18 protein-coding genes and 1 pseudogene are annotated in these 25584 nt (G+C 42.1%); 1 reads left to right on the plus strand and 18 read right to left on the minus strand.

The window, feature by feature from the left end:
- Positions 1 to 182: 182 nt before the first annotated feature.
- The 18 genes and pseudogenes from rfbC to galF all read right to left on the minus strand — a co-directional run bounded on the left by rfbC (position 183) and on the right by galF (position 23036).
- A complete protein-coding gene (rfbC, locus tag NWP14_RS13220; protein WP_375215466.1) occupies positions 183 to 737 on the minus strand; it encodes a dTDP-4-dehydrorhamnose 3,5-epimerase in 555 nt (184 codons plus the stop codon).
- A gap of 11 nt (positions 738 to 748) precedes the next feature.
- On the minus strand, positions 749 to 1639 hold the full coding sequence (rfbD, locus tag NWP14_RS13225; protein WP_375215467.1) for a dTDP-4-dehydrorhamnose reductase: 891 nt from the start codon (positions 1637 to 1639) through the stop codon (positions 749 to 751).
- Positions 1640 to 1671: 32 nt separating this feature from the next.
- Positions 1672 to 2541 (minus strand): glucose-1-phosphate thymidylyltransferase RfbA, encoded by an 870-nt coding sequence (gene rfbA, locus NWP14_RS13230; protein WP_375215468.1) that lies wholly within the window; start codon positions 2539 to 2541, stop codon positions 1672 to 1674.
- Between the two features lie 16 nt (positions 2542 to 2557).
- Positions 2558 to 3622 (minus strand): dTDP-glucose 4,6-dehydratase, encoded by a 1065-nt coding sequence (gene rfbB / locus NWP14_RS13235; RefSeq protein WP_375215469.1) that lies wholly within the window; start codon positions 3620 to 3622, stop codon positions 2558 to 2560.
- Positions 3623 to 3859: 237 nt separating this feature from the next.
- Complete coding sequence (gene gndA, locus NWP14_RS13240; protein ID WP_375215470.1) at positions 3860 to 5266, minus strand: NADP-dependent phosphogluconate dehydrogenase; 1407 nt, start codon at positions 5264 to 5266, stop codon at positions 3860 to 3862.
- Positions 5267 to 5541: 275 nt separating this feature from the next.
- Positions 5542 to 6975: a lipopolysaccharide biosynthesis protein gene (locus NWP14_RS13245; RefSeq protein ID WP_375215471.1), complete on the minus strand. Its 1434-nt coding sequence runs from the start codon at positions 6973 to 6975 to the stop codon at positions 5542 to 5544.
- A gap of 68 nt (positions 6976 to 7043) precedes the next feature.
- Complete coding sequence (locus tag NWP14_RS13250) at positions 7044 to 7898, minus strand: glycosyltransferase family 2 protein (RefSeq protein WP_375215472.1); 855 nt, start codon at positions 7896 to 7898, stop codon at positions 7044 to 7046.
- Between the two features lie 154 nt (positions 7899 to 8052).
- Positions 8053 to 9207, minus strand: a pseudogene (locus NWP14_RS13255) (O-antigen polymerase); the annotation flags it as partial.
- 1 nt (position 9208) lies between these two features.
- Entirely contained in the window at positions 9209 to 9979 is a 771-nt protein-coding gene (locus NWP14_RS13260) for a glycosyltransferase family 2 protein (RefSeq protein WP_375215473.1), read from the minus strand.
- Positions 9980 to 10016: 37 nt separating this feature from the next.
- On the minus strand, positions 10017 to 11798 hold the full coding sequence (locus NWP14_RS13265) for a hypothetical protein (RefSeq protein WP_375215474.1): 1782 nt from the start codon (positions 11796 to 11798) through the stop codon (positions 10017 to 10019).
- 386 nt (positions 11799 to 12184) lie between these two features.
- Positions 12185 to 13096, minus strand: coding sequence for a glycosyltransferase family 2 protein (locus tag NWP14_RS13270; protein WP_375215475.1), 912 nt, complete (start codon positions 13094 to 13096; stop codon positions 12185 to 12187).
- 38 nt (positions 13097 to 13134) lie between these two features.
- Entirely contained in the window at positions 13135 to 14562 is a 1428-nt protein-coding gene (gene wbaP / locus NWP14_RS13275) for an undecaprenyl-phosphate galactose phosphotransferase WbaP (protein ID WP_375215476.1), read from the minus strand.
- 149 nt (positions 14563 to 14711) lie between these two features.
- A complete protein-coding gene (locus tag NWP14_RS13280) occupies positions 14712 to 16880 on the minus strand; it encodes a polysaccharide biosynthesis tyrosine autokinase (protein ID WP_375215477.1) in 2169 nt (722 codons plus the stop codon).
- A gap of 14 nt (positions 16881 to 16894) precedes the next feature.
- Positions 16895 to 17332: a protein tyrosine phosphatase gene (locus NWP14_RS13285; RefSeq protein WP_375215606.1), complete on the minus strand. Its 438-nt coding sequence runs from the start codon at positions 17330 to 17332 to the stop codon at positions 16895 to 16897.
- 5 nt (positions 17333 to 17337) lie between these two features.
- Positions 17338 to 18471, minus strand: coding sequence for a polysaccharide export protein (locus NWP14_RS13290; protein ID WP_375215478.1), 1134 nt, complete (start codon positions 18469 to 18471; stop codon positions 17338 to 17340).
- A gap of 122 nt (positions 18472 to 18593) precedes the next feature.
- The gene (locus NWP14_RS13295; protein WP_375215479.1) at positions 18594 to 20027 is read right to left on the minus strand and encodes a capsule assembly Wzi family protein; all 1434 of its coding nucleotides are present in this window, start codon (positions 20025 to 20027) and stop codon (positions 18594 to 18596) included.
- Positions 20028 to 21053: 1026 nt separating this feature from the next.
- Complete coding sequence (locus tag NWP14_RS13300) at positions 21054 to 21683, minus strand: phosphatase PAP2 family protein (protein WP_375215480.1); 630 nt, start codon at positions 21681 to 21683, stop codon at positions 21054 to 21056.
- A gap of 462 nt (positions 21684 to 22145) precedes the next feature.
- Positions 22146 to 23036: a UTP--glucose-1-phosphate uridylyltransferase GalF gene (gene galF / locus NWP14_RS13305; protein ID WP_346431044.1), complete on the minus strand. Its 891-nt coding sequence runs from the start codon at positions 23034 to 23036 to the stop codon at positions 22146 to 22148.
- Positions 23037 to 23922: 886 nt separating this feature from the next.
- Between galF and NWP14_RS13310 the strand changes: the two genes are divergently transcribed.
- Entirely contained in the window at positions 23923 to 25509 is a 1587-nt protein-coding gene (locus tag NWP14_RS13310; RefSeq protein WP_095101363.1) for a TerC family protein, read from the plus strand.
- Positions 25510 to 25584 lie beyond the last annotated feature (75 nt).

The following is a 25584-nucleotide window of genomic DNA, read 5'->3' on the forward strand; positions in this document are numbered from 1 at the left end:
TAACGGGACTGCAGCGAATGGCCACAATTCATAGACACTGCTCGCGGTTTTACTCTCTGACGAGTTACGTGTCAAGAAAGGTGCAGCAATGAGAAGAACGAAGACGACCAGAGTATTATCTTTAAAAATGGCCCTGGTCAGGGCCATTTAAAAGAGAACATTAATTATTGCATGAGAAATAATTAGTTATACACTTCAGCCGTAGCCAAAGTATGCGCCTGCAGATCCTTTTCTGATAATGAAAGAGCACAACCCTGTAGATCGGGCCACTCAATGCCAATTTCCGGATCATTCCAAAGAATACTGCGCTCGGACTGCGGCGCGTAGTAGTTGGTCGCTTTATAGACAAACTGCACCGTCTCGCTCAGCGCCATAAATCCGTGCGCAAAGCCTTCCGGGATCCACAGCTGACGCTTGTTTTCCGCGCTCAGCACCACGCCCACCCACTGACCAAAAGTGGGTGATGAGCGGCGCACGTCGACGGCAACATCGAATACTTCGCCCTCAATGCAGCGCACCAGCTTGCCCTGCGCATGCGGTGCCAGCTGATAGTGCAGCCCGCGCAGCACGCCTTTCTGCGACTGCGAGTGGTTATCCTGTACAAACTCAACCTTGCGACCCAACGCCTCATCAAATACTTTACTGCTGAAGCTTTCAAAGAAGAACCCGCGCGCATCACCGAACACGCGAGGTTCAAAAATCAGTACTTCAGGAATGTCAGTTTTAATAATATTCATTTTGTATGCCCTTACTTGCCCGAAACTTCAACAACCACGCGCTCAACACCCTGACGCCAGTCCGGGAGTGTGACACCAAATACGCGCTGGAATTTTTCATTCGACAGGCGGGAATTCAGCGGACGTTTTGCCGGCGTTGGATAAGCCGTTGTCGGGATCCCGTTAACCTCTTTGATAGCCAGCTGCACGCCGTTAGCTCGTGCCACATCAAACACAAAGCGCGCATAGTCACACCAGCTGGTTTCACCGCTGGCCACCAGATGGTAGGTTCCGGCAACCGCTTTATTGCGTAACTCTTCACGGATGGCAATGGCGGTACAGTCGGCCAGAAGCTCGGCGCCGGTTGGCGCGCCGTGCTGGTCGTTAATGATCGACAGCGTCTCTTTTTCACCCGCCAGGCGCAGCATGGTTTTGGCAAAGTTTGCCCCGCGCGTCGCGTACACCCAGCTGGTACGGAAAATCAGATGGCGCGGGTTACCCTGCTCCAGTGCGATTTCCCCGGCGCGCTTGGTTTCGCCATAAACGTTCAGCGGCCCGGTGGCCTCGTCCTCGGAACGATAATGCTCGCCTTCTCCATCGAAGACGTAGTCGGTGGAGTAGTGCACCATCAGGGCGCCCAGCTTCGCCGACTCTTCTGCCAGCACCGCCACGCCCCGGTCATTCAGCAGGTCGGACAGTTCACGTTCGCTTTCTGCTTTATCCACCGCCGTGTGCGCTGCGGCATTGACAACCACATCCGGTTTTACCTGACGGACAGTTTGTGCAATACCCGCAAGGTTGGTCAAATCACCGCACAACTCTTTATCAAAATAGTCCACGGCAACCACTTCACCCAGTGTCGAAAGCGAACGCTGCAGCTCCCAGCCCACCTGACCATTTTTGCCAATAAGTAAAATTTTCATTATTGAATACCCTGTATTTTATCGGCAGGCGATTAACGCTCGTTGAGCAGGCGTTTCAGATAAGCGCCGTATTCCGTTTTCTTCAGCCGCTCGGCCTGTGCAGCTACCCCTTCCGCGCTCAGCCAGTCATTACGATAAGCAATCTCTTCCAGGCAGGCGACCTTCATCCCCTGACGCTTTTCAATGGTGTGAATGAACTGCGAGGCCTCAATCAGGCTGTCGTGCGTACCGGTGTCCAGCCAGGCAAAACCGCGGCCCAGCAGTTCAACCTGCAGATCGCCGCGATCCAGATACATCTGGTTCAGGGTGGTGATTTCCAGCTCACCGCGCTCTGACGGTTTTACCGCTTTCGCCATCTCTACCACATCATTGTCATAGAAGTACAAACCGGTCACCGCCCAGTCTGATTTTGGCTTCAGCGGCTTCTCTTCAATCGACAATGCCCTGAAGTTTTCATCAAACTCAACCACACCAAAACGCTCCGGATCCAGAACCTGGTAGCCAAAGACGGTGGCACCCGACGTTTTGCTGGCCGCCGTATCCAATTTCTTACCAAAGCTCTGACCGAAATAAATATTGTCGCCCAGCACCAGCGCACAGGCATCATTCCCGATGAACTCTTCACCGATGATAAAGGCCTGCGCCAGGCCGTCCGGCGACGGCTGGATGGCATAAGAGAAATTGACGCCAAACTGCGAACCATCCCCCAGAAGACGCTGAAAGGCCGGCATATCTTCCGGTGTGGTGATAATCAGGATGTCCCTGATACCGGCCAGCATCAGCACCGAGACCGGATAATAAATCATCGGCTTGTCGTAAATCGGCAGCAGCTGCTTAGACACGCCCTGAGTAATGGGATACAAACGCGTACCGGAACCACCGGCCAGAACAATACCTTTCATTTGTCAGCTTCCTTAATTAGTTATTCAGACCAAGACGTTCACCGGCATAGGAGCCGTCCAGCACGCGCTGCCACCAGGTCTGATTGTTCAGATACCAGTTGACCGTTTTCTCAATACCGCTTTCGAACGTTTCTTCCGGCACCCAGCCGAGATCGCGCTGAATTTTTGCCGCATCGATAGCGTAACGCAGGTCATGGCCCGGACGATCTTTCACAAAGGTAATGAGATCGGCAAAGTGGCTGATATTGCCCGGCTTCTGCTCCACCACTTTATCGAGGATGGCACAGATGGTACGTACCACATCAATATTCTTACGTTCGTTATGGCCGCCAATATTATAAGTCTCACCGCTCTCACCCTCCGTTGCGACTTTATAGAGTGCGCGGGCATGATCTTCCACATAGAGCCAGTCACGGATCTGTTCTCCGTTGCCATACACCGGCAGCGGTTTGCCCGCCAGCGCATTGAGAATGGTCAGCGGGATCAGTTTTTCCGGGAAGTGATACGGGCCATAGTTATTCGAGCAGTTAGTGACAACCACCGGCAGACCGTAGGTGCGGTTCCAGGCCCGGACCAGATGATCGCTACCGGCTTTGGAGGCCGAGTACGGACTGCTTGGTGCGTAAGGCGTTTCTTCCGTAAACAGGTCATCAGTGCCGTGCAGGTCACCATAAACTTCATCAGTAGAGATATGGTGGAAGCGGAAGTTTTGCTTCTGTGTGTCATTTAGCGACTGGTAATACTGACGCGCCGCCTCCAGCAGAGTAAAGGTGCCGATCAGGTTGGTCTGAATAAATGCTGCCGGACCGTCAATTGAGCGGTCGACATGGCTTTCTGCCGCCAGGTGCATCACGATATCTGGGCGGAAATCGCTGAACTGCTCTGAGACGGATTTAGCATCAGTGATATCAGTTTGAGTAAAGGAGTAACGTTCGCTATCGGCAACCGTCGACAGAGATTCAAGATTCCCCGCATAAGTCAGGCAATCCATCACGCGTACTTCGTTCTGGGTATTTTCAATAATATGACGCACAACTGCAGAACCAATAAAACCCGCGCCGCCAGTGACAAGGATCTTCATATTTAATCTACCTTTAGTGTTAAATATAGACTTCAAATTAATAGTTATAAAAACCCAGCATATTAAATTCAATACGCTATCTTTATTCAGGATGCTACATTAAGAAATACATTTATGAAAGAGGATAACCGAGTAGTACAATTACTGAACCCTTGAAAAATCCAAGGGGGAGTGATTTTCATAGAATAAGAATTAAAAATCCTGGGAATAATACCCCAGGATTGAACCAGGACGAAATTATTCCATCCACTCGGTGTGGAATACGCCTTCTTTATCGGTACGCTTATAAGTATGAGCACCGAAATAATCACGCTGAGCCTGAATCAGGTTGGCTGGCAGAACTGCAGAGCGATAGCTATCGTAGTATGCAATAGCAGCAGAGAAAGTGGGTACAGGGATACCGTTCTGCACAGCGTATGCAACGACATCACGCAGCGCCTGCTGATACTCATCAGCAATCTGTTTGAAGTACGGTGCAAGCAGCAGGTTAGCAATGCCAGCATTCTGCTCGTAAGCATCAGTGATCTTCTGCAGGAACTGAGCACGAATGATGCAACCGGCGCGGAAGATTTTGGCAATCTCACCGTAGTTCAGCTCCCAGTTGTATTCGTCAGAGGCAGCCTGAAGCTGGGAGAAGCCCTGCGCGTAAGATACCAGTTTACCCAGATAGAGTGCACGGCGTACTTTCTCAATAAACTGAGTTTTGTCGCCAGCTGGTTGAGCCTGCGGACCAGTCAGCACTTTAGCGGCGGCAACTCGCTGATCTTTAAGAGAGGAGATATAACGAGCGAATACGGACTCGGTAATCAAGGACAGCGGTTCGCCCAAGTCCAGAGAGCTCTGGCTAGTCCATTTACCGGTACCTTTGTTGGCTGCTTCATCAAGAATTACATCGACAAGGTATTTACCTTCTTCATCTTTTTTGGTGAAGATGTCTTTGGTGATGTCGATCAGGTAGCTGCTGAGCTCACCTTTGTTCCATTCGGTAAAGGTTGTCGCCAGTTCTTCATTAGAAAGCGCAAGGCCGCCTTTCAGTAGCGCATAGGCTTCTGCAATCAGCTGCATGTCGCCGTATTCGATACCGTTGTGAACCATTTTGACATAATGGCCAGCACCATCGGCACCGATATAGGCAACACATGGTTCACCGTCTTCAGCGCGAGCAGCGATCTGCTCAAGGATTGGGGCTACGAGCTCATAAGCCTCTTTCTGACCGCCAGGCATGATAGACGGGCCCTTCAGTGCGCCCTCTTCTCCCCCAGACACACCGGTACCAATAAAGTTAAAGCCATCGGCAGAGAGTTCACGATTACGACGAATAGTGTCCTGGAAGAAGGTGTTACCGCCATCAATGATGATGTCACCTTTATCCAGATATGGTTTAAGGGAATCGATAGCGCTGTCTGTGCCTGCGCCCGCCTTCACCATTAACAGGATACGGCGTGGAGTTTCAAGGGATTCGACAAATTCTTTAACGGTATAATGCGGGACCAGCTTTTTGCCAGGGTTCTCTGCAATCACTTCTTCGGTCTTTTCGCGGGAGCGGTTGAAAACAGAGACGGTATAACCACGGCTTTCTATGTTGAGTGCAAGATTGCGCCCCATAACTGCCATACCGACAACGCCGATCTGTTGCTTGGACATTACATACTCCTGTTGGCAAATAAAACATGTTCTACTAGGCCGAATGCTGCTAAAAGCCTTAGGGCTTTATCTTAACGGAATAAATTGACAATGTGTATAACTGATTTAGATTAAAAAATGAATATCGCTATATATCATACTTTAAAAGCCACACCAGTAATAATGGAATTCGTCATGTAAAGAAGTGAAAGACATGTAGATACTTTCATACAAAGCTATTTGTGTAGCACACTATAATCAATATCGAACTAATTATATGTTAATTAGTAAACAATTTAGTGTTTCCATAACTTCGAAAGCACGACTGTTCTAAAGTTTTTTGATACCAACAACATAGCAAGGAAGTATATAAATGAACCTGATGACGATACAATTAGTAATGAAAAAAAACTTCGAATATGTTCCATTGAATAAAATAAATTTATGAAATATAAATATGATAGCATCAAAAAAGTTGCCACAAAAATTGCAGTTATTTTTTTGAAAAGAATGAATAGATTCTGACCAAGTAACCTCATTAGCGTAAACATAACCGGAAAAAAATTCAACACATTCGCTAACAAATAGCAGATGGCAAAAACTTTTATTGAATACTGAACACCAATCAAGAAAGACCCTACTTGTAGAATCATACCAATAATACCGAGTTTTAACAAAACATCGGTCCGTCCTTTGGCCATAAATACTGCACCAGACGTACTTAGCACTGCTTGAATAATTGCTGTAGGGGCAAGCCACTTAAGAACTTCACCAGTAACATACCACTCTTTTCCGAATAATAGCCGAATAAATGGCTCACTGTAGAATGCAAGACCTGACATAAGCGGAGCTGTAATAAGCAATATAACAAAAACACAGTTCAAGTATATTTCCGCTATTTCTTTTTCATTATCTTGCTTTTTACTCAAAATTGGATATAACGATCGAGTAGCTACAAATGTCAGGCTCTGAAGGGGAAAAAGCATGATTCTATAGGCTAAGTTATAGCTACCAAGTATAGAGGCGGACATAAACTTACCAATAATGAAACTATCCGCATTTCTGGAGAAATAGTTAATTAAATTAAAAAGCGACAAGTTAGCACTGAATCCAAAAATACTTTTTAGATCATCAATATTTATGAATGCTCTAATCGATGGTCGCCATTTTGAAGCCATCCAAAACTGAACAGCAGATATCAAATTTAATGTAACAGCTTGCCCGACTAAGCTATAAACGCCATAGCCCATATTTGCTAATGTAATGGCGACAAGTAAAGATAATAATGAAGATGAAATTTCAATTTTAGACACAATTCTAAATTTAGAGTCTCGCTCCAACAAAGCCAAATGTGCAGCTGCACAACTGGATAATGGAAAAGAAAAACTAAGCAACATTAAAACCAAAGTTAATTTAGGCTGGTTATATATCTCCGATATAATCGAAGAAGATGAAAAAACAATTAAAAAAAGACCGACCCCCATTAATAAGTTCAACCAGAATACCGTATTAACCAATGATTCAGACAAGTCTTTCCGTTGAATTAAAGCAGCTGAAGTACCAAGGTCACGCAATAAAATACCGAGATTGACGACTACAAGTGCCATTGCCATCAAGCCATATTCACCAGGAGGAATTATCTTAGCTAAGTAAATAATATTAATAAGCTGGACAAGCATTTTAAAAAACTGAGATGCCATATTCCACTTAGCATTTGAAAGCAATGTCATAATTAGATAGCCTTTAAAAGTACCTTAGTGGCAAAAATTGACTATAGAGCAAATTTGCAGATGATGAGTTAATTGCATCGAGGATGTTTTCCTTTAACAAAAGTGCATAAAACCAACTTAATATTACTGAATCTTTTTTTTATTAACTCTCTAAAAATGCATCTGAGCATGCCCAAAAGCATGTGAAGCAACGATTTAGAATAAAATCTACAAGATATTGCATAATCGTGTAAATGTTCCCTATGTCTCCACTCTGAAAAACCACTCTCTGTTTTAGAAAGTGAATGTTTTAATGAGGTGAAGACCTGGATATTAAAATTATAATTTAGCCTCTTAAGGCTGTCTATTCTACGAAAAAAACTATAATCAACACCGTAGAGAGCATATCTCTCATCAAAAAGTGTCATGTTATTTTCATTAAAACAATTTATCATCTTTTTATAAACGACCAACCCCGAACCAATAGAAAGAATCGTGTCTTTATTTATGAAAACAGTTGGTATTCCACCAGTGAATAAACGATTATTCAAAAAAGGATAATGTTTGATGTCTTTGTCCACCTCAACAATTTGTGGTAATTGGAGGTCAATACTTTCGTCATAATGAGACAGCATATCCTCAAAATAAGAGCTACTTACATCTGTATCATCATCAAAAAAAACAAATCTATCAGAACCTTTAAATTTATTTATAACTGTATTATACACTACAGCAAGTGATTTATTATCCAAGTATTCATGACATGAAACATCAGTAAAATTTTCTTTCAGCCGAAAAAACAAATTATCTTTTTTTATAGGTATTGGACCATTATTTATTATGACCAGATGATAATCAGAAAAATTCATTTCACCAAGATTTCTAAGAGTTAAAGACTCTTGGAATCCTTTTCCATATAAGATTACACAAATCACATTAATCATTCTAAACTCCAATGCTGCTATTGCTATTGCTATTGCTATTGCTATTGCTATTGCTATTGCTATTGCTATTGCTATTGCTATTGCTATTATCTTGATAAATATAGTTAATTCTTTTATTATCAAAGAGCAATAAAGCCATCGGGATTTGAGCTAAGACATTAAGATTAAAATATCCATTACCAAAAATGAGGAGCAAGTTGATCTGACTAATAACTGAAAAAAGTAAAATCGCTGGCTTTTTCTTATTAACTCTTTTATAAATATATGAAGAAATAATTCCATGTATAAAACTAAACACAACCATTCCTAATATGCCTTGAGATAAAAATATCTCAATATATCCACTCCCCACATTAAATGCGCCACTTATCTGATACGATCTTGCAAAAGCATCCTCATCTGTAACTGCACACTGTAATGCTCCACGAGCAACTTTAGGCAATAATGTACACAAAAAATTAAGATTACTATCTACCTGCCCCATATGTATAGCATTTGTCAAATTTACTATTGGTGTAACTATATATATATATGCCCACATAAACCCACTAGGTAACCATTCAGGATAGTCAAAACTCGGATGCGCAAGTTGAATGAAAAGCTGTCTACCTGTCCTAATATCTCCAATATACCCAAATAGTACAAAAACGAATAAAACAGAGAAAATAACAAGAAATATAGTTTTAGGTTTAATTTTAGTTGTAAGTAAATGAATCATGCCCATTTGAATAAATGAGACCATTATCATTTTACGAGTTACAAGAAGAACAAAAACGAAAATAATCAAAAGCGCTAACATTAAGGATTTTCGATTTTTAAAACAGATATAATCATAATAATTAGACGCAACTAATAAACAACCAAATGCAAGGATAAAACCATGTAAAGATGGAATGCCAAAAGAGAACTGAGAGATTGTATGTCCGGCCGCCATTGATAATAATGGGACATAACCTGCAATTGCGATCTCAAAAAGAACCAAAATAAAAAAAATAAAAGTTAATAACTTCGTTTTTTTTAATGCTTTGCGAGCACCATTATAAAAATCTTTAGTTCCAAAATTATAGTTCTTTATTTTCTTAGGAGCTAACCTATCTATAAGGCTGAATAAAAAATAACCAACGAGGAATGGTGATATAATTATAAATACTGTATATGATATTTCACTCAATGGAAAAATTAAGAGATCAGACAATCCTAAAGCATAAAGAAAATACACACTCAACCAAATAAAACAGAAAGTAAAAAGCGGTGATGTCAGTTTTCCTTTATTAATATGAAAACTACTAATTCTGTTTGTAATTACCATCTCAGCCTCTTTTCAATAAAGATATAACTTTTCTAAGTTGCAATGATAGCTTAAACTTCAACATTGCAATTTTATTTTTAGAGTATAAATGGTAATATTTTTTAAAAAGATACTCTCTTGCTGAAATACCCTTTTTGAAACCTTTCGATATTGAATCAACGGATTCAATACAAATACAAAGTAACTCAGGCACATATAGACCTGTATTCCCAGCACAAATTCTTAATGCAAGATCCCAATCTTGAAATCTTTTAAGTTCAACATCAAACATACCAGACTCAATTAGAATATTCTTTTTTGCAATCAAACATTGAGTGCTAATCATATTTTTAGTTAAAATTGTTTTTAAAAAATCATTTTCATTAACAATCCCAATATTATTCTGATATATACCCCCTAGCTTTGTTTTTAAACCTATTGTTCTAATGAAGGGGTGAAATATATAATCGACATCATTACTTAATGCCAGTTTTTTTTCAATGCAATCTAACTTATCTATTCTCCAATAATCATCACTATCATTAAATGCGACCCATTTATTATTAGCCTCAGATATACCCAAGTTCCTTGCATTGCATGCACCAGTACGACCATTAGTCCTTAAAATCTTAACATCAAGGTCATCTATTTTATCAATTGAACTATCAGTTGATCCGTCATCCACTACTATCACCTCAATATTGTGACTCCCAAGCTGATTAAGAACAGAAAGCACAGCACCTCGGATTGAATCTTCACGATTAAAACATGGAATGATAACGCTAATATCCATTTATTATGCCCCTAAGAAATAAAATTAAGCTTAATGTCTAATATCTATCTTTGATAGATAAAATAGATACATCACTACCAATATTAAAAATTTTTCTTTCTAATTCATTTGATACTACACCGGTGTCTATAGCCATTTTATCTTGATATTCAATAGAAATAGATGGATAAGAGTTTTCCGAAATCCAAGATTGACCATTTAACGCAAGAAAATTACTTTCTCCTTTTGAGTAGTTGACCCCAGTTTCTGGGTTAATCTTTCCATATGTAAACTTGATTATTTTCTCTTTAGACAGTCCCTTCTTATCTTTAACGTTGCCATACATCAAATTAAGGATGTTTTGCTGACCACCCTGAAATAGAACCTTTGAACATTTCGAGTGAACTGTACATCTGATAAGATCTTTGATTTCAAGTGAGTATCCTGGAATGTTGATTCTTTCAAACATTGTGTCAACTGAGCCTTGAAAAAATACATCAGTACCCACGATAGAATCTACGATTGAGTTACGCAAACCATAGAACCATGCACCACGTGAAAAATTTGAATTAGGTTTTTCACATATAACATTACTTACAATAATATTATCATTCCAACATAAATAAGGGGTGTAAAAAGCATCAACAAAGAGACAATAGTTACTTTGTTTTTTAGAACTTGAATTTGAATCACTTATTATTATATCGGATAATATTAGCTGAGGTGAGCTCATGATTTTAAGAGCAGCATTATCAGTCACACTTAGAGAGTTACTAACCGTGAGGTTATTGATAATACTTTTTCCGAAGCAATATGTTATGTTTATCGTAGATGGTTCTTGTAATCCTTCAGATTTAACATTAGATATATTAAGACCATAACAATTCGAAACGATCAATCTCTTAACTGATAATGATGTAATAATTACATCTGATGAATTGCGGATAACTAGTTTTTTAATCCCACCATTTCCAGTTATATGTACCTGCCTTAAAAACCCAGTCCCAATCACCCATGGGTTTTCATAAGAATATATAGTTCTAGACTCAAGAATCATATGTTCTTCAACAATTTGTTTTACTTTTATATACTCAAAATAAAACTTACTACCAGAAACACTATCTTTGCCGTCAATATTTTCAATCCGTAGAATATCTCCGACAGAGAATACCCCCTCAAAATTCCCATTGATTAGCTTTGCCCCCTTATCTAAAGAACCATTAATTCTGGTTACCTGATTTAATTTTCCGAAACTCGGTTTTGAATAAGCTAATCTCGTTTTATTTCTAAAAGATATTGTCGATGTATTACTACTTTTCACCTCTAATATATCAAGTCCATTTTCATTGCCGTGTTTAGCATTACCTCCATATTCATCGTCAAGTTGTAGGGCAATAATATCACCAGGTCTAAATAGACCAAGGGAGAGAGGAAAGCTATCTTTGGAGCTAGGGCATTCTTCCCAACCCAAAACAGTTCTCACAGTATCAGTGATATTTAAACGGTGACCTGATATAGTTAGAGAAAAGTTCAAAAAGGAACCATTCTCAATTATAATTGAAACAGGGAAATAAAATTCAATATCATCGCTGTTATATAAACCGTTAGAAAAAACGCACGGTAATCCGGTTTTATATGAATGGAGTAGTGCATCTTCTATTGCCTTTTTATTATTGAAATCTCCATCAACTTTAGCTCCAAACATTTCTGGCATAGAACATTTTTCATCTTCAATTACTCTATTTCTGCAAAGCGATTCTGCATTACTTCCACGTTTAGATGAATATCCATACAAAAGGAATGATAATATGGTCTTTTTTATTAAGCCCCTACGATTCATTTTACCTCCTTATATTTTATATAAGATCGTTACGCTTGGAGCTTGAAATTATACTGAATATTAAATCAACACAAGCCTAGATATCTAAATATCAAAATAAAGTTGTGCTAGTTATAGAACTTGGTTTAGTAATTATAAACAGCATAGCTAGGTAAAGCATTCCAATTTGACAATGCTACACCTCACTCACTCATTTATTATAATTAGATCAGATATTTACACTTAACCTTGGATACTTACTGTTCAGTTTTAGATTCACAAGAGGATTTTTAACACCCTAGTTTCTTCTAGACTAATAAAATATGACTTAACGTATAAGATCTAGTCAATCTACCATTAAGAAAAACTTTATATTGATATGTCTAATCCTTAGATTAAGCCGATAATTAAAGCTTCCAGTATTTTTTGTGCATACTAAATTTCTCAATTAATTTACTAGGCAATCTTTTGTATTTTTGACCTAATTTGTAACCTACAATTTTCATTAGATTATTTATGCATGCAATTGGGATCCAGAGAGGGGCATTTTTAAGCGCAAATGAGAGTTCTGATAGAATGAATTTTTTACCTTCCCCTCCCGCGCCACCAAAACTTTCACGTATCCATGATTCATCAGTATGAAACACCCCGATATCAAAATAACGTCTAAATTCATCAAACGGTTTATAGTTATGTGAATGACGGACCATTGCGTCAGAGACATAGGCAACCTTATAACCCTTAAGCACAGCTTTTGCCGCGTAATACATATCTTCACATAAAATAGTATTGGATGGAAACCCACCTAAGCTCTTAAAAAGAGATAAACGATATGCTGAAAATGAATTTGACATAAATACAGTTTTCAGACCCATATCGTTAACATCACCTGCTCCGCAAATATAACTTTTTTCTGGATAGTTAAATAAGCGGGCATGTTGTGCTAACGGATTTGCATCTTCATGAGGGAGTTGTCGCCCATATGCGCAAGCAACTTGTTCGTTTTCAAATACTGATATAATATTTTCAATGAAGCCAGCTTGCGGTATCGCATCTTGTGTCAAGAAAATCACTATATCATAGTTTTCAAAGTAGTTATCGATGGCCTGATTTCTGGTTCCTCCATGATTGAAGTCTTGCCCAGAAATAGTGATAGTATCAAACCCTGCATTCTGTGCTACTTTAATAGTATCATCTTTGCTACTAGAATCAATTATATGTACAAATGTATCAGTTGGGGCGTATCGTTTAATATTAGATACAACGGAACGCCAAATCTCACCACCATTATAGGTTGGTATTGCAATATAGTATTTCATCTAAAATGGTACTCATTTTAAAAAACCGTAATACAAAATTAATAGGCACCGTCTTTCTTCAATACAACACCAATTGTTTTGAATAATATAGCGATGTCATTCCACATTGACCAGTTCTTTACATACCATGCATCAAGATATACACGAGTTTCATAATCAACATCACTTCGACCACTAACTTGCCATAATCCAGTCATTCCTGGTTTACTCAATAAATAATAATCTACTTCATCATTGTATCTTTCAAGTTCTGCTGTAATAATTGGCCGTGGTCCAACAAGACTCATTTCACCTTTTAATACATTAAATAATTGTGGAAGTTCATCCAAGCTAGTCCTTCGTAGAAAAACACCAATCTTTGTAATTCTTGGATCATTTTTCAGTTTGAAGGTAGCATCCCACTCTTCTTTGGACAAAGGATCATTCTTGAGAAGTTCTTCGAGAACTTCTTTCGAATTTATCACCATTGAACGGAATTTCAGGCATTTAAATGACTTTCCCCCCTTTCCAATACGCTCATGCCCATAAATTGCGGGCCCCCCATCCTTTTTAACCTTCAGTGAAATATATATCAATGCTGGTGACAGTATTAATATAATGATGATAGAGCCAACAAGATCAAATAATCTCTTTATAATTCTTGATGACCATTTAGCTAAGTTTTGTTGTACACGGAAAATCATAACTTCATGGCTAAAAATGAATGACATATCCGTACTATCGAGTGGCATTCCTCGTAATGTGGGAATTACAGATACATATCGATATCCCTTGATCATAAAGTTGCGGAGCCAAGTATTTCGTATATCACTTTGATGTGATTCTACAGCTACGATAAATTGTGTTTTAGGATTAATTGATAGTAACCATTCCAAATTATTCTCTAAAACAGGAATGTTATCTATGTGACTGCCAGAAGGAATACCTCCTTCTGTCGCAATGAAACCAACGATATTTAGCCCTAGGTTTCTCTCACTGCTGATAGCTTTATGTGCTTCATGTGCATTACCACCACTTCCAATTATCCAAGTATCACGTTGCCATAAACCATATTTATTTAAAATAAGTTTTGTAAGCATCCGTAACAGAGGCACAAGTAAAAGGACAAACATCCAAGTCGCTATCCATAAGCTACGGGGGAATGACCAGTTGGTAAATGCCACTACGGCAATTTCTATAATTGCAAAAATGACCAGTGTCCGCAGTATTTCTTTTAGTTCGAACCAAAATGTTTTACGATAAAAATAATGTCTCAATCTAATCGAATACCATCCAACGCAGCAAAATGCCAATAACCAATGTAATACTACCCACCCTTCAATTTGAGATGTTAATGTATAATATGTCTCTCGGTCAACACTAACAGATAGTAACCCTAAAGTTAAGTATAAAGAAATAGTGAAAGAAATAAAATCAGATATAGCTAATGAAATACTTACTATGATATTCCTAACGAGAAGCGTCATTATATCCTCTCAGGATGTATACTAAGATTAGTAAAAGGAAGTTAGGGAATTAAGAAATCGATCTTAATTAACAGTGAATTAATTTTAGAAACCTAACCCCAGCCTGATTCTTATACCAGACTAGGGCTTATATTAATCAATATAAATTGTTAGTTCTTTTCTTCGTATGAATAACCATAATGGTTATATCCGTAGCTATAGTAACTGCTCGCTTTTTTGACGACTCCATTTAGAATACATCCTTTAATAATAACCCCACTATTCTCGAATCTTTTCACACTTACCTCAATCTCTTTAGCTGTATTTTTCTCAAATCTTGCAACCAAAAGAGTGGTTCCTGCATAATGACCAATAATTGCAGGATCAGTAACAGCTAAAATAGGAGGAGTGTCTATTACGACAATATCATAATTCTCACTAGCCCATTTCATTAGCTCACCAAAATTATGGTGCATAAGCAACTCAGCAGGGTTTGGTGGTACTATTCCTCTGGAAATAAAATCAAAATTGGCCGCAGGAATATGCTTTACTGCTTTTTCGATATTAATTCTTCCAGCCAACACCTCAGACAAACCATTATCATTTGTAACCTTGAATAGCTTATGAGCGTAGCCTTTCCTCATATCTGTATCAATATAAAGTACTTTTTTCCCAGCCTGCGCTATAACGGCCGAAAGGTTAGTGCTCACAAATGTTTTCCCTGCATTCGGACTTGCACCAGAAATCATAAGAATATTATTTCTTGACTCCATCATTGCAAAATGCAGACTGGTACGTAATCCTCTAATTGCCTCAATAGCAATATCAGCTGGATTTTCCAGAGCAAGAAACGTCTGACTTTCTAAATCTGTCGATGATTTATTATTCCACCGCTGCGAGCCTGTGGCTTTTTTTGCAAGCATTTCAGATACAGGAATACTTGCATAAACATTAATACCAACTTCTTCAAGTTGCTCAGGTGTTTCGATACCTCTCCGTAAAAACACGCGTAATAGAACTAAACCAACAGAAAATGCAATACCAAAGATTATCCCAATGACTATTATTATTAATTTTTTAGGTTTTACAGGTTTAGGGAGTGTTACAGCATTATCAATAATACGAACATTGCCGATGGCACTCGATTTTGCAATATTAAGTTCTTGCTGCTTGTTAAGTAGCATCATATATACTGCGCGCCCAGACTCGACATCACGATTTAAACGTAAAATTTCTTGTTGTGTTTCTGGCATTGCCGAAACACGCTTATTAAGTTTTACCTTCTCATCTTGTAAGGTTTTACGTTTTTCAAGTAAGGCTTTATATGTTGGATGCTCTTTCGTGTAAAGCTGAGAAACTTCAGATTCCCGAAAAGTAAGTTGATTTAATTGATTATCAACATTAACAATTTGATCAAGAACTGATTTTGCTTCAAGCGATAAATCTACCGAATCACTTTGTCTGCGATATTGGTTCAACCTGTTTTCGGCGGAATCTAAATCACTCCGAACTTTTGGTAGCTGCTCATTCAAGAAAAGTAAACTTTTTTCATCTTGTGCCGCTTGTCTAGCTATATTTTGCGATAGATAATTCTCACTCACATTATCAATGATTTCTTTTATTAAGGTTGAATTATCACCTGTTAATGAAATGCTCAGAATACCTGTATCTTTACCCTGCTCATTAACGCTGAATTTTTCTTGTAAATTCGAAATCGCATCCAGTCTAGTAATATAATATACTGTAAACTCTGTATTAGAATTAGCTTGAATGCTTTCTATTTTTATAGAAACACCTTTTTCATCAACTAATTGTCCTACTTCAGCATTGATTAGCTCACCATTAAAATCAAGTACATAATGCTTACTATCTTTTACTTTTATTTTAATTTCGGGAACATCATCTGAAATTTTCGGTATATATAATCTAGATATGGTTAAAACACCAGGTTTTTGTCCTTGTAAACGAGAAAATCCACGGCCAAAAATTGGGAAGTAATTTTGTTTAATAACTGCTTGTAAATTTAGATCATCAACTGTTTTACCTAAAATCATTCGCGACTGCAATAATGCAATTTCAGGTGCCGATTGCGGTTGACTATCAGGAAGCATTTGGCTCAAATTACTTAATAAACTGTTAGCTTGCTTTTGCTCTACTTGAATCAATGCATCTGCCTGATAAATAGGAGTAGCAAAGATTGAATAAAGTAAAGCAATTAATGTGAATAACGAAGTAACCGAAATAATCAGCTTTCTATGATCAATTAATTCACCTATCAGGCGACCAAAATCGATCTCATCTGATTCTTGTGATGATGGTTTATTTGTAACTGATGACATTAATTTATTCCTGATTATTTAGCGCCCAACTTTTCAGCCCATTGTTCGCCGGCCAATTTGATCAAATGATAAACTGAAGCAAAAGCTTCGTCACTTTTCCGATAAGGATCTGGGATCTCACGTTGATTGATCCAATGCCCAAAAAGCATTATTTTACCTCTAACTTCTGGTGACAATCGACCTATTTGTTCTAAATGATATTTTTCCATTACCAAAATCAAATCGTATTGACGCCCTATTGAAGCAGTATATTGCCTTCCTCTATGACCTTCCAGAGAAATGCCATTGAGCGCTGCTATTTTAGATGCACTTCGATCAGCAACATGATCAATCAAAGCCCCCGTTCCTGCTGAATCTATTTTTTTTTGAGGTAAAAGCTTACGTAAAAAACGCTCGCCAATAGGGGAACGGCAAATATTTCCTGTACATACCACCAGAATCGAATCAAACATAATCATTACCAATTTCTGATGAAACGAGTTGTTTCTGTCATATCATGCACTCCAGCAATTGTTGGTACTAACTGGGATATAACACGATTCCAGCGGACCAACGGAGCTGTTGTGACATAGACAATATCATATGGTTGCAACTGAAACTCCGTCCCCAACACCATAGCTGAAGCATCCTGCGCATTTAGCTGATAGATATTAGCAATTTTCCCTTTCTTATCCCCTTTCAGTTGGCGTACAACGAACACACCTGTAGCATCACTGAATGCCTGCGACATCCCTTCAGCATTACCAATGGCTTCGGCTAAAGTCATACCGCTGCGATCCATCTTCATCGTGCTTTGTTTACCAACTTCCCCCATCACGAAGACTTTCAAATCGTCGTTACGTGGCACGAACAAAATATCGCTGGGATACAGAAGATGGTTCTGGGTTAAGTCACCTTTCTGCATTAAGGCATAAAGGGAGATTTTTGTATCTTTACCATTATGGGTCAGTACTACATTTCGCCAGTCAGCATCTGGTGCCAGACCACCCGCATTATTGATGGCATCCATAACAGTTAGCGGAATATTAGTGATTGGCTGTTGGCCAGATTTAATAACCTCACCTGTAACATATGCCTTTTGCGAACGGAAAGCAGCAACGCTGATATCTACCTGTGGACTTTCAATGTAGGTTGTTAAGCGACTAGCAATGATTTGTCTGACTTCAGCTAATGTTTTTCCCGCAACCTGAACCTTGCCAATATATGGATAGAAAATCGTACCGTCAGAATTTACCCAGTTGCCTGTGTCACTGGCGCTACGGTATTGCCCAGCTGGAGTCGTTAACTCTGGGTGATCCCATACGGTCACCATCAGCACATCACCAACGCCGATGCGATATTCATAGCTTTTAAGTAGATTATCCAGCTGCGGGTTTGGTTGCGCCATCACCGTAGCCGGACGCAGTTGTTCAATCAAGTTCGGTGTCATCGGATAGACGTTGACTAGCTTATCCAGATCGTAATCGCTATCCGGTAGTTCAACAACGTTTTTACGCAGACTATTTAATCCCTGGCCTGGGATAATGGTACAACCCGCTAAAAACCCAATTGCCAATGCTAATGCCGAAAATCTAACAATTTTTTTCTTCATAATGTCACATCATCAGTAAACCAAAATTTGCCAATTCCTGAGCTGCTTTCCATCTGCCAGTTTGTTGCCACCGGACTTAGGGAGAGAACATAACTTTCTCTTCGATACTCGCAGCAGTCAGCCTATAAACTAAACGGTATTTCAATCCCTGCACTGGCCCCGACATCATCGCTATCGCTATGGTTTGCGTCGGTATACCATAATGAGGTATTCAGTCGTACTGTTTTATACACGTCCCCGCTCCATCCTAACTGTACGCCTTTCAATGTATCTGAGTGTGGAAACGCCTTATTAATCGATTGAGCCTCGGGATTTACCTTCGCGAACACTAAACGGGTGCTCCAGCGCTGGTTGTCTTCTGTTACTAGCTCAATTTTTCCGGCAAAAAGCTGTCCATCACCGCCCATCGCATCACCTAATGGATAGCCCTGCTGATAGTACCCGTCCTTATAGATATGATGGTTATAGCTGTAGTTAGTTCGACTCATATTGCTGCGCGTATCGTGAGCCTCCACATACCAGTTAACCGCATCTTTCCCCCAGCCATGGTGCCCCTCGATCCCACCGAGGAACATATTGGCGGATGGCAGATAGCCAGCTTCGTCTTCACCGATCATTTGCCCATACAGACTTACCGGCCAGCCTAACGTTGGCTCAAGCTTTAATTTGAAATCAAATCCTGCCAGCTGGTTACCCGGTTCATTGGCAGTACCGGTATTATCCTGCCCGGTGAAGCCATCCCAGAAGCTGCTGAAAGACTGCGGCCGCCCTTCCCCACCCCACTGCATAATGCGTGACGCCCCCAGTTCAAGAGACTGGAACGGGGTGAAGGTCAATCGGCCACCGATAATCTTGGTATGCGGCACTGCGGTATATTGATTCATCTGGCTGGCAGAGATCTGATACTGCCACGGGCCAATCCAGCGCAGCCACCAGGTTTCCGGCGCGGCCTGCTCGGCACGCTGCATTAAAAATCCGGTCATCGGCCTGGCGGCATCGCCGCGGATCAGGCTGCCTTCGTAGCCAGGGCCCCACCACTGCTGCACCTGACCAAACGACAGCCACTGGTTCCAGAACTTCACGGCGCCATAGGCGCCATTCGCATTGAAGCGCGAGCCGTTGCTAATTCGCTCTCCGCCTTCCACATTTCCCTGGAGATGAACATCCCACCACTCACCGCTGTTATTGAAGGCTAACGATAGCGAGTTATCAGCAGGTTGGCTTTGGCCAAAACCCTGCGGCGTTCCGGGCCGATCGGTGGAAGTATAGCCGCTGACGCGGAAATCGGCTTTCAGGGAAGAAAGGCGTTGGTTAATGCGCGCCAGGACAACTTGTTCAGATGAGTAAGAGGGCTTTGCCTTCTTTAATGCACGGGTAATCTCTTCCTGGCTCAGCGGCCAGGTTGAAAGGCTAAGCTGGATAACGCCTCGGTCGGATAGCCACGACAGATCGTTTCGCAGCTCATTATCATTGGTTACTAGACCAGAGGCAAAAACCTGCGAACTCATCGAGGTAAACAGCCCGAGAGCAAGTGCAATACGCGCAATTTTCATCATTATCCAAGATCCATTTTTTAGCCCCACCTCAAACAGGCATGATTGCGGGGAATGTAGGTATTGAGAGCGTACTCTGACGCCAGCCTTCAGTATGTTTGTTCCACATCTATAACTGCAGCAACGGCCATCGCGGAGCGATAAAGCGAATCATCGGTGAAACATTGCCGCCTCAGCGGTTGATAATCGTTCATATCGCATATAATGCAAGCAAAAAAACGCGCGTAGCGATATCTGGAACTATTCTTTTATGTGTTTGGTTCTGACTGACATGTCGTTGCAGACTGCAACTGGCGCTCTTTGAAAGCGACTCAGTATATCCAGGTCGTCAGGATATTCACATGCTGATGCAGGTTTTAGGAATTTCGAACGTCTAAAGGAGGTCATACTGAAAGGATTCGAGTGCTTTTGGAAACGCTACCGCCCTTGGCTTAACAGCTACCAATGCACTGTACTTCCTTTTTAAGCCAATTGACCGACTTCATGTCCGTCGAATAATTAATCACTTACTATAATTTCAGCGGCATCAAGTTTACGAGATTCTGCCGTTAAATGGGAGAGAAAATGAAAATTATTCACTCATTAAAAGCCTTCTCTACCGACGCTAAAAACAAGCACACTCCTGGCAATAAGATTATTAAGCCGCGTCATAGAATTTGTTAATTTAACACTGCCACCATCGAGAAAACCATGTAACAAGTTGTTTTTAATGAGCTTTATAAAAAAAGCACTCTACACAAATCTTTCGCTATGCGTCCCGGTCAACTACAAAATTTAATAGATTTTGTTTGGTTATTATACTTGACAAGTTTAATTTAAAATCAGACGGTAATCTTATCGCTCTATTTAGGAATCATCTCACAAGCATTATAAAAATCATGGGTATCGCTCAGGATGTAGTAACAGTTATTTATTTCATGAATATGAATCAGCTTCAACCCGCTTAATCAATCTGCAATCATCATGATGCTAACGCTATTTCTGATATTGAGCGATGACCGCTAGCTCAACGCCATGTCTTTGGCGAAATCAATAAAAGCGCTTATGCAGATCCGCGCGGGTAAAGGGCTTTTCCAGAGGACCAATCTTCACCGCAATCTCCCCCAGTAAAGACTGAGTTGGTGCCTTAATTCCAGTATTAAGCAGCAACACGGGGATCAAAATCACGCTGAGTAACCCACTCCACGAAAGCTGTACATTCCCTGCACGCGATGTCCGCGATTGCAGCAGGAGGAATAATGCGCTGCCGCTCGCGCCGAGCAGCAGGCCGGCAACTACTTCCGAGGTGGAATGGGCATGAATCATTAATCTGGAGTAACCCACCAGCGCCGTTAGGGCATAGCCAGCCATGACGGCAGCGCGTCGCACTCCTGTCGTAGCGCGAGAGAAAAGGAGCCATAAAAATATCGGCCAAAATCCCGCAGATAGTGCGGTGTGTCCGCTAAAACCGGTAAAGTCGAGCTCTCGGATACCGATACCCCAGCCCATAAAGGCCAGTTTGGATGCGCTAACGATAGCGCCAGTGATACCGAACAAGAGTGCCCACTGACAGGCCACCTGCCGGGATGGTGCGCGCAGAAACAAAACAATCAACAGTGCCGCCGCGCTGGGTAACAGCACGGTGCTATCGCCAAAAAAAGAGACAAATTGCCAGCTCATTTACTTTTCATCCTTTGACGATATCTCCTGTTCATCGCGTTTTTCCACTGTTTTTATGTGGGAATGCATATCCATAAACTTCACATTTTTATGCATTCATAATCGTTGTTTAATGCGTAAGTATGATCTCAGTCAAGTTTTATTTTTTTGTCTCCACCGGAATCACGCTTCTGTTTTGAGAATAATCTTAGTAAGTAACTCTTCATTAAGATTAAATTCTGCTCGTCTGACCATTACGCCATCTTACCGTTATCCGCGTGCAGCGTATTCTACTTCACGGATTCAGGGACAATTCATTGAAACACTTATCTAAAAAACCTAACGCATTGATATTTTTTAATTTTTTAGATAATCATTCCTTTCAGGCTTAGCGATTGTAAACCGGCTACAGAAGCAACGAAGGGCTCACCCTCATAATTATGCTTCCGTAGACCGATATTTTAGGCTGTCGCCGTCACGCCGTTAGGCCAGCAGCTTCTTAATGCTCTCGCGGAATTTGTTGCCTTCTTTATGGTTACGCAGCCCGTAATTAACGAATGCCTGCATATAGCCCATCTTCTTACCGCAATCGTAGCTCTCGCCGGTCATCAGCATGGCGTCAACGGACTGCTTTTTCGCCAGCGCTGCGATGGCATCCGTTAACTGAATACGGCCCCAGGCGCCCGGTTCAGTACGCTCCAGCTCACTCCAGACGTCGGCGGACAGAACGTAACGTCCTACGGCCATCAGGTCCGAGTCGAGGGTCTGTGGTTCATCCGGCTTCTCGATAAACTCCATAATGCGGCCAATCTGCCCTTCCGTTTCCAGCGGTTCACGGGTCTGAATAACCGAATACTCGGCCAGATCGCCGGCCATTCTCTTCGCCAGAACCTGGCTACGCCCCGTTTCATTAAAGCGGGCAACCATTGCCGCAAGGTTGTAGCGCAGCGGATCGGCGCTGGCATCGTCTAATACGATATCCGGCAGCACGACCACAAACGGGTTATCGCCAACCAGCGGGCGCGCGCAAAGAATGGAGTGGCCTAAACCAAGCTGCTGCCCCTGACGCACGTTCATGATCGTGACGCCCGGCGGGCAAATAGCCTGCACCTCGGCCAACAGCTGGCGTTTTACGCGCTGTTCAAGCAGCGCTTCCAGCTCGTAGGAGGTATCAAAATGGTTTTCAACTGCATTCTTGGATGAATGGGTAACCAGCACGATTTCCTTGATGCCGGCGGCAACAATTTCGTCAACAATGTACTGAACCATAGGTTTATCGACGATCGGCAGCATCTCTTTGGGGATCGCCTTGGTGGCCGGTAACATATGCATACCTAATCCTGCTACCGGAATAACCGCTTTCAAACTCGCCATTCTCATATCCATCCGTAAGTTATAGATCTTTCTATGCCTGTCAGACCGCATGTATCAACGGCATTTATTCCTGATAATACATGTTTGCGACCAGCCCGACTTCCCGTCAAATTCTGAATTTACGCGTTTAACCAGAGAATACACTTAAAGTATGGCAGCCGACAGGCCGATTTAAGAAAATTCTTATGCCATTTATTTCGTAGGATCGCAAGATGCGCTCATCATGACCCATCCGACTTATCTGTCCATCCTCACGCATAAGACGAAGCTATGTATTTATAAACATATAGCTATTACAACAAGTTGATATTTATGACTAATTTATCATCACCAGCAGGCAAACCGACTCACCAGATAGCGCTCAGCGCTCAGGCAAAATGAGCGTTAAGATTGGATATTTTGAATATATTATCCATATACCTGAGCAGGCGATACGCCATCTGTTGATATATAAATCTATCAACATCCTCATATATAAACGGATATGTCACAAGCCACGCGATTAGGTAGTTGGAAAAACTACCCACCCGCCTGATACGGCAAAATAGCGCCTGTTCTTCGTACCGTGCTTCACGCGATCGTGCTGGCGGTAACCTGCAGGGAGACTGCGATATAACGCCTTCGCCGTTCAGGGTAACTATAACCCACCGCCTGGTTGCGCTCCTGATTTCACTAGCTTATAAGTAAGTTAATTCGCATAAATATAAGCCATACCGTTTATATTTTACCCGGTGAAATATTCATCACGATTACTTTTATTTGTATCAAACCTCAGCGACGGCGGGCCCTCAGGGCCCGTATACGGAATAATTCGAGTTGCAATTTAGCAGTCGCTTATCCATGATCGACCTATGGCACGCTTATGTTGTAAAGGTTTTAACGAATGATGGAATGGATTGCCGACCCCTCAATCTGGGCCGGTCTGGTAACGCTTGTCGTTATTGAACTGGTACTCGGGATTGATAACCTGGTGTTTATCGCGATTCTTGCCGAAAAACTTCCCCCTGCCCAGCGCGACCGCGCTCGCGTCATTGGCCTGCTGCTGGCCATGCTGATGCGTCTCCTGCTGCTGGCATCGATATCCTGGCTGGTCACCCTGACAAAACCGCTGTTCACCTTTCATGATCTCAGCTTCAGCGCCCGCGATCTGATCATGCTGTTTGGCGGATTATTTTTATTGTTTAAGGCCACGGTTGAGCTTAACGAACGCCTCGAAGGCAAGGACAGCGATAATCCGGTTCAACGCAAAGGAGCGCGGTTCTGGGGCGTGGTGGCGCAGATTGTGGTGCTGGATGCCATCTTCTCGCTCGACTCGGTGATTACCGCGGTCGGGATGGTGGATCATCTGGCGGTGATGATGGCGGCGGTGGTTATCGCCATGAGCTTGATGCTGCTTGCCAGCAAAGCGTTAACCCGCTTTGTTAACAGCCACCCGACTATCGTTATCCTGTGCCTTAGCTTCCTGTTAATGATCGGCTTTAGCCTGATCGCCGAAGGTTTTGGCTTCCCAATCCCGAAAGGTTATCTGTACGCGGCGATCGGCTTCTCTGTGATCATCGAATCGCTAAACCAGCTGGCGCTGTTCAATCGCCGTCGTTTCCTCTCGGCTAATCTGACGCTGCGCCAGCGAACCACGGAAGCGGTAATGAGCCTGCTGAGCGGGCATAAGGAAAACGCCGAGCTGAATACGGACACCTCAGCGCTAATCGTCAATCAGGAAGACGGTCCTCTGTTCAACCCTCAGGAGCGCCGGATGATTGAGCGGGTGCTTAATCTCAACCAGCGTACCGTCAGCAGTATCATGACCTCACGCCATGATATTGAGCATATCGATCTCAGCGCGCCGGAAGCCGAGATCCGCGCGCTGCTGGAGAAAAACCAGCATACCCGGCTGGTGGTTACCGGCGGGAAAAATGACGAAGACCTGCTTGGCGTGGTGCACGTTATCGACCTGCTCCAGCAGTCGCTGCGCCACGAGCCGCTCGACCTGCACGTTCTGCTACGCCAGCCGCTGGTCTTCCCCGAAACGCTGCCTCTGCTTCCAGCCCTCGAGCAGTTTCGTCATGCCCGTACCCACTTTGCCTTCGTGGTCGATGAATTCGGCTCCGTTGAAGGGCTGGTGACGCTCAGCGACGTGATGGAAACTATTGCCGGTAATCTGCCGAATGAGGCGGAAGAGATTGATGCCCGCCATGATATTACCCGGGACCCTGACGGCAGCTGGACGGTCAACGGCCATATGCCGCTCGAAGATTTAGTGCAGTACGTTCCCCTGCCGCTCGATGATAAACGCGAATATCACACTATCGCCGGCCTGCTGATGGAGTATCTGCAGCATGTGCCTGAAGCCGGAGAGGAAGTTAAGATTGGCGATTACATTCTGCGTACTCTGCAGGTCGAAAGCCACCGGGTGCAGAAGGTGCAGATTATCCCACCGCCTGTGCAGGACGATGAGCTGAGTTACGAAGTGTAGGATGATGACCTTCCCCGGTAGCGCAGCGCTCGCCGGGGCTTCGGGTTAGCGCAGGTCCCGTAGCCCGGATAAGCA

Source organism: Klebsiella sp. C349492 (assembly GCF_042055345.1).
In the GTDB taxonomy this organism is placed as follows: Bacteria; Pseudomonadota; Gammaproteobacteria; order Enterobacterales; family Enterobacteriaceae; genus Klebsiella; species Klebsiella scottii.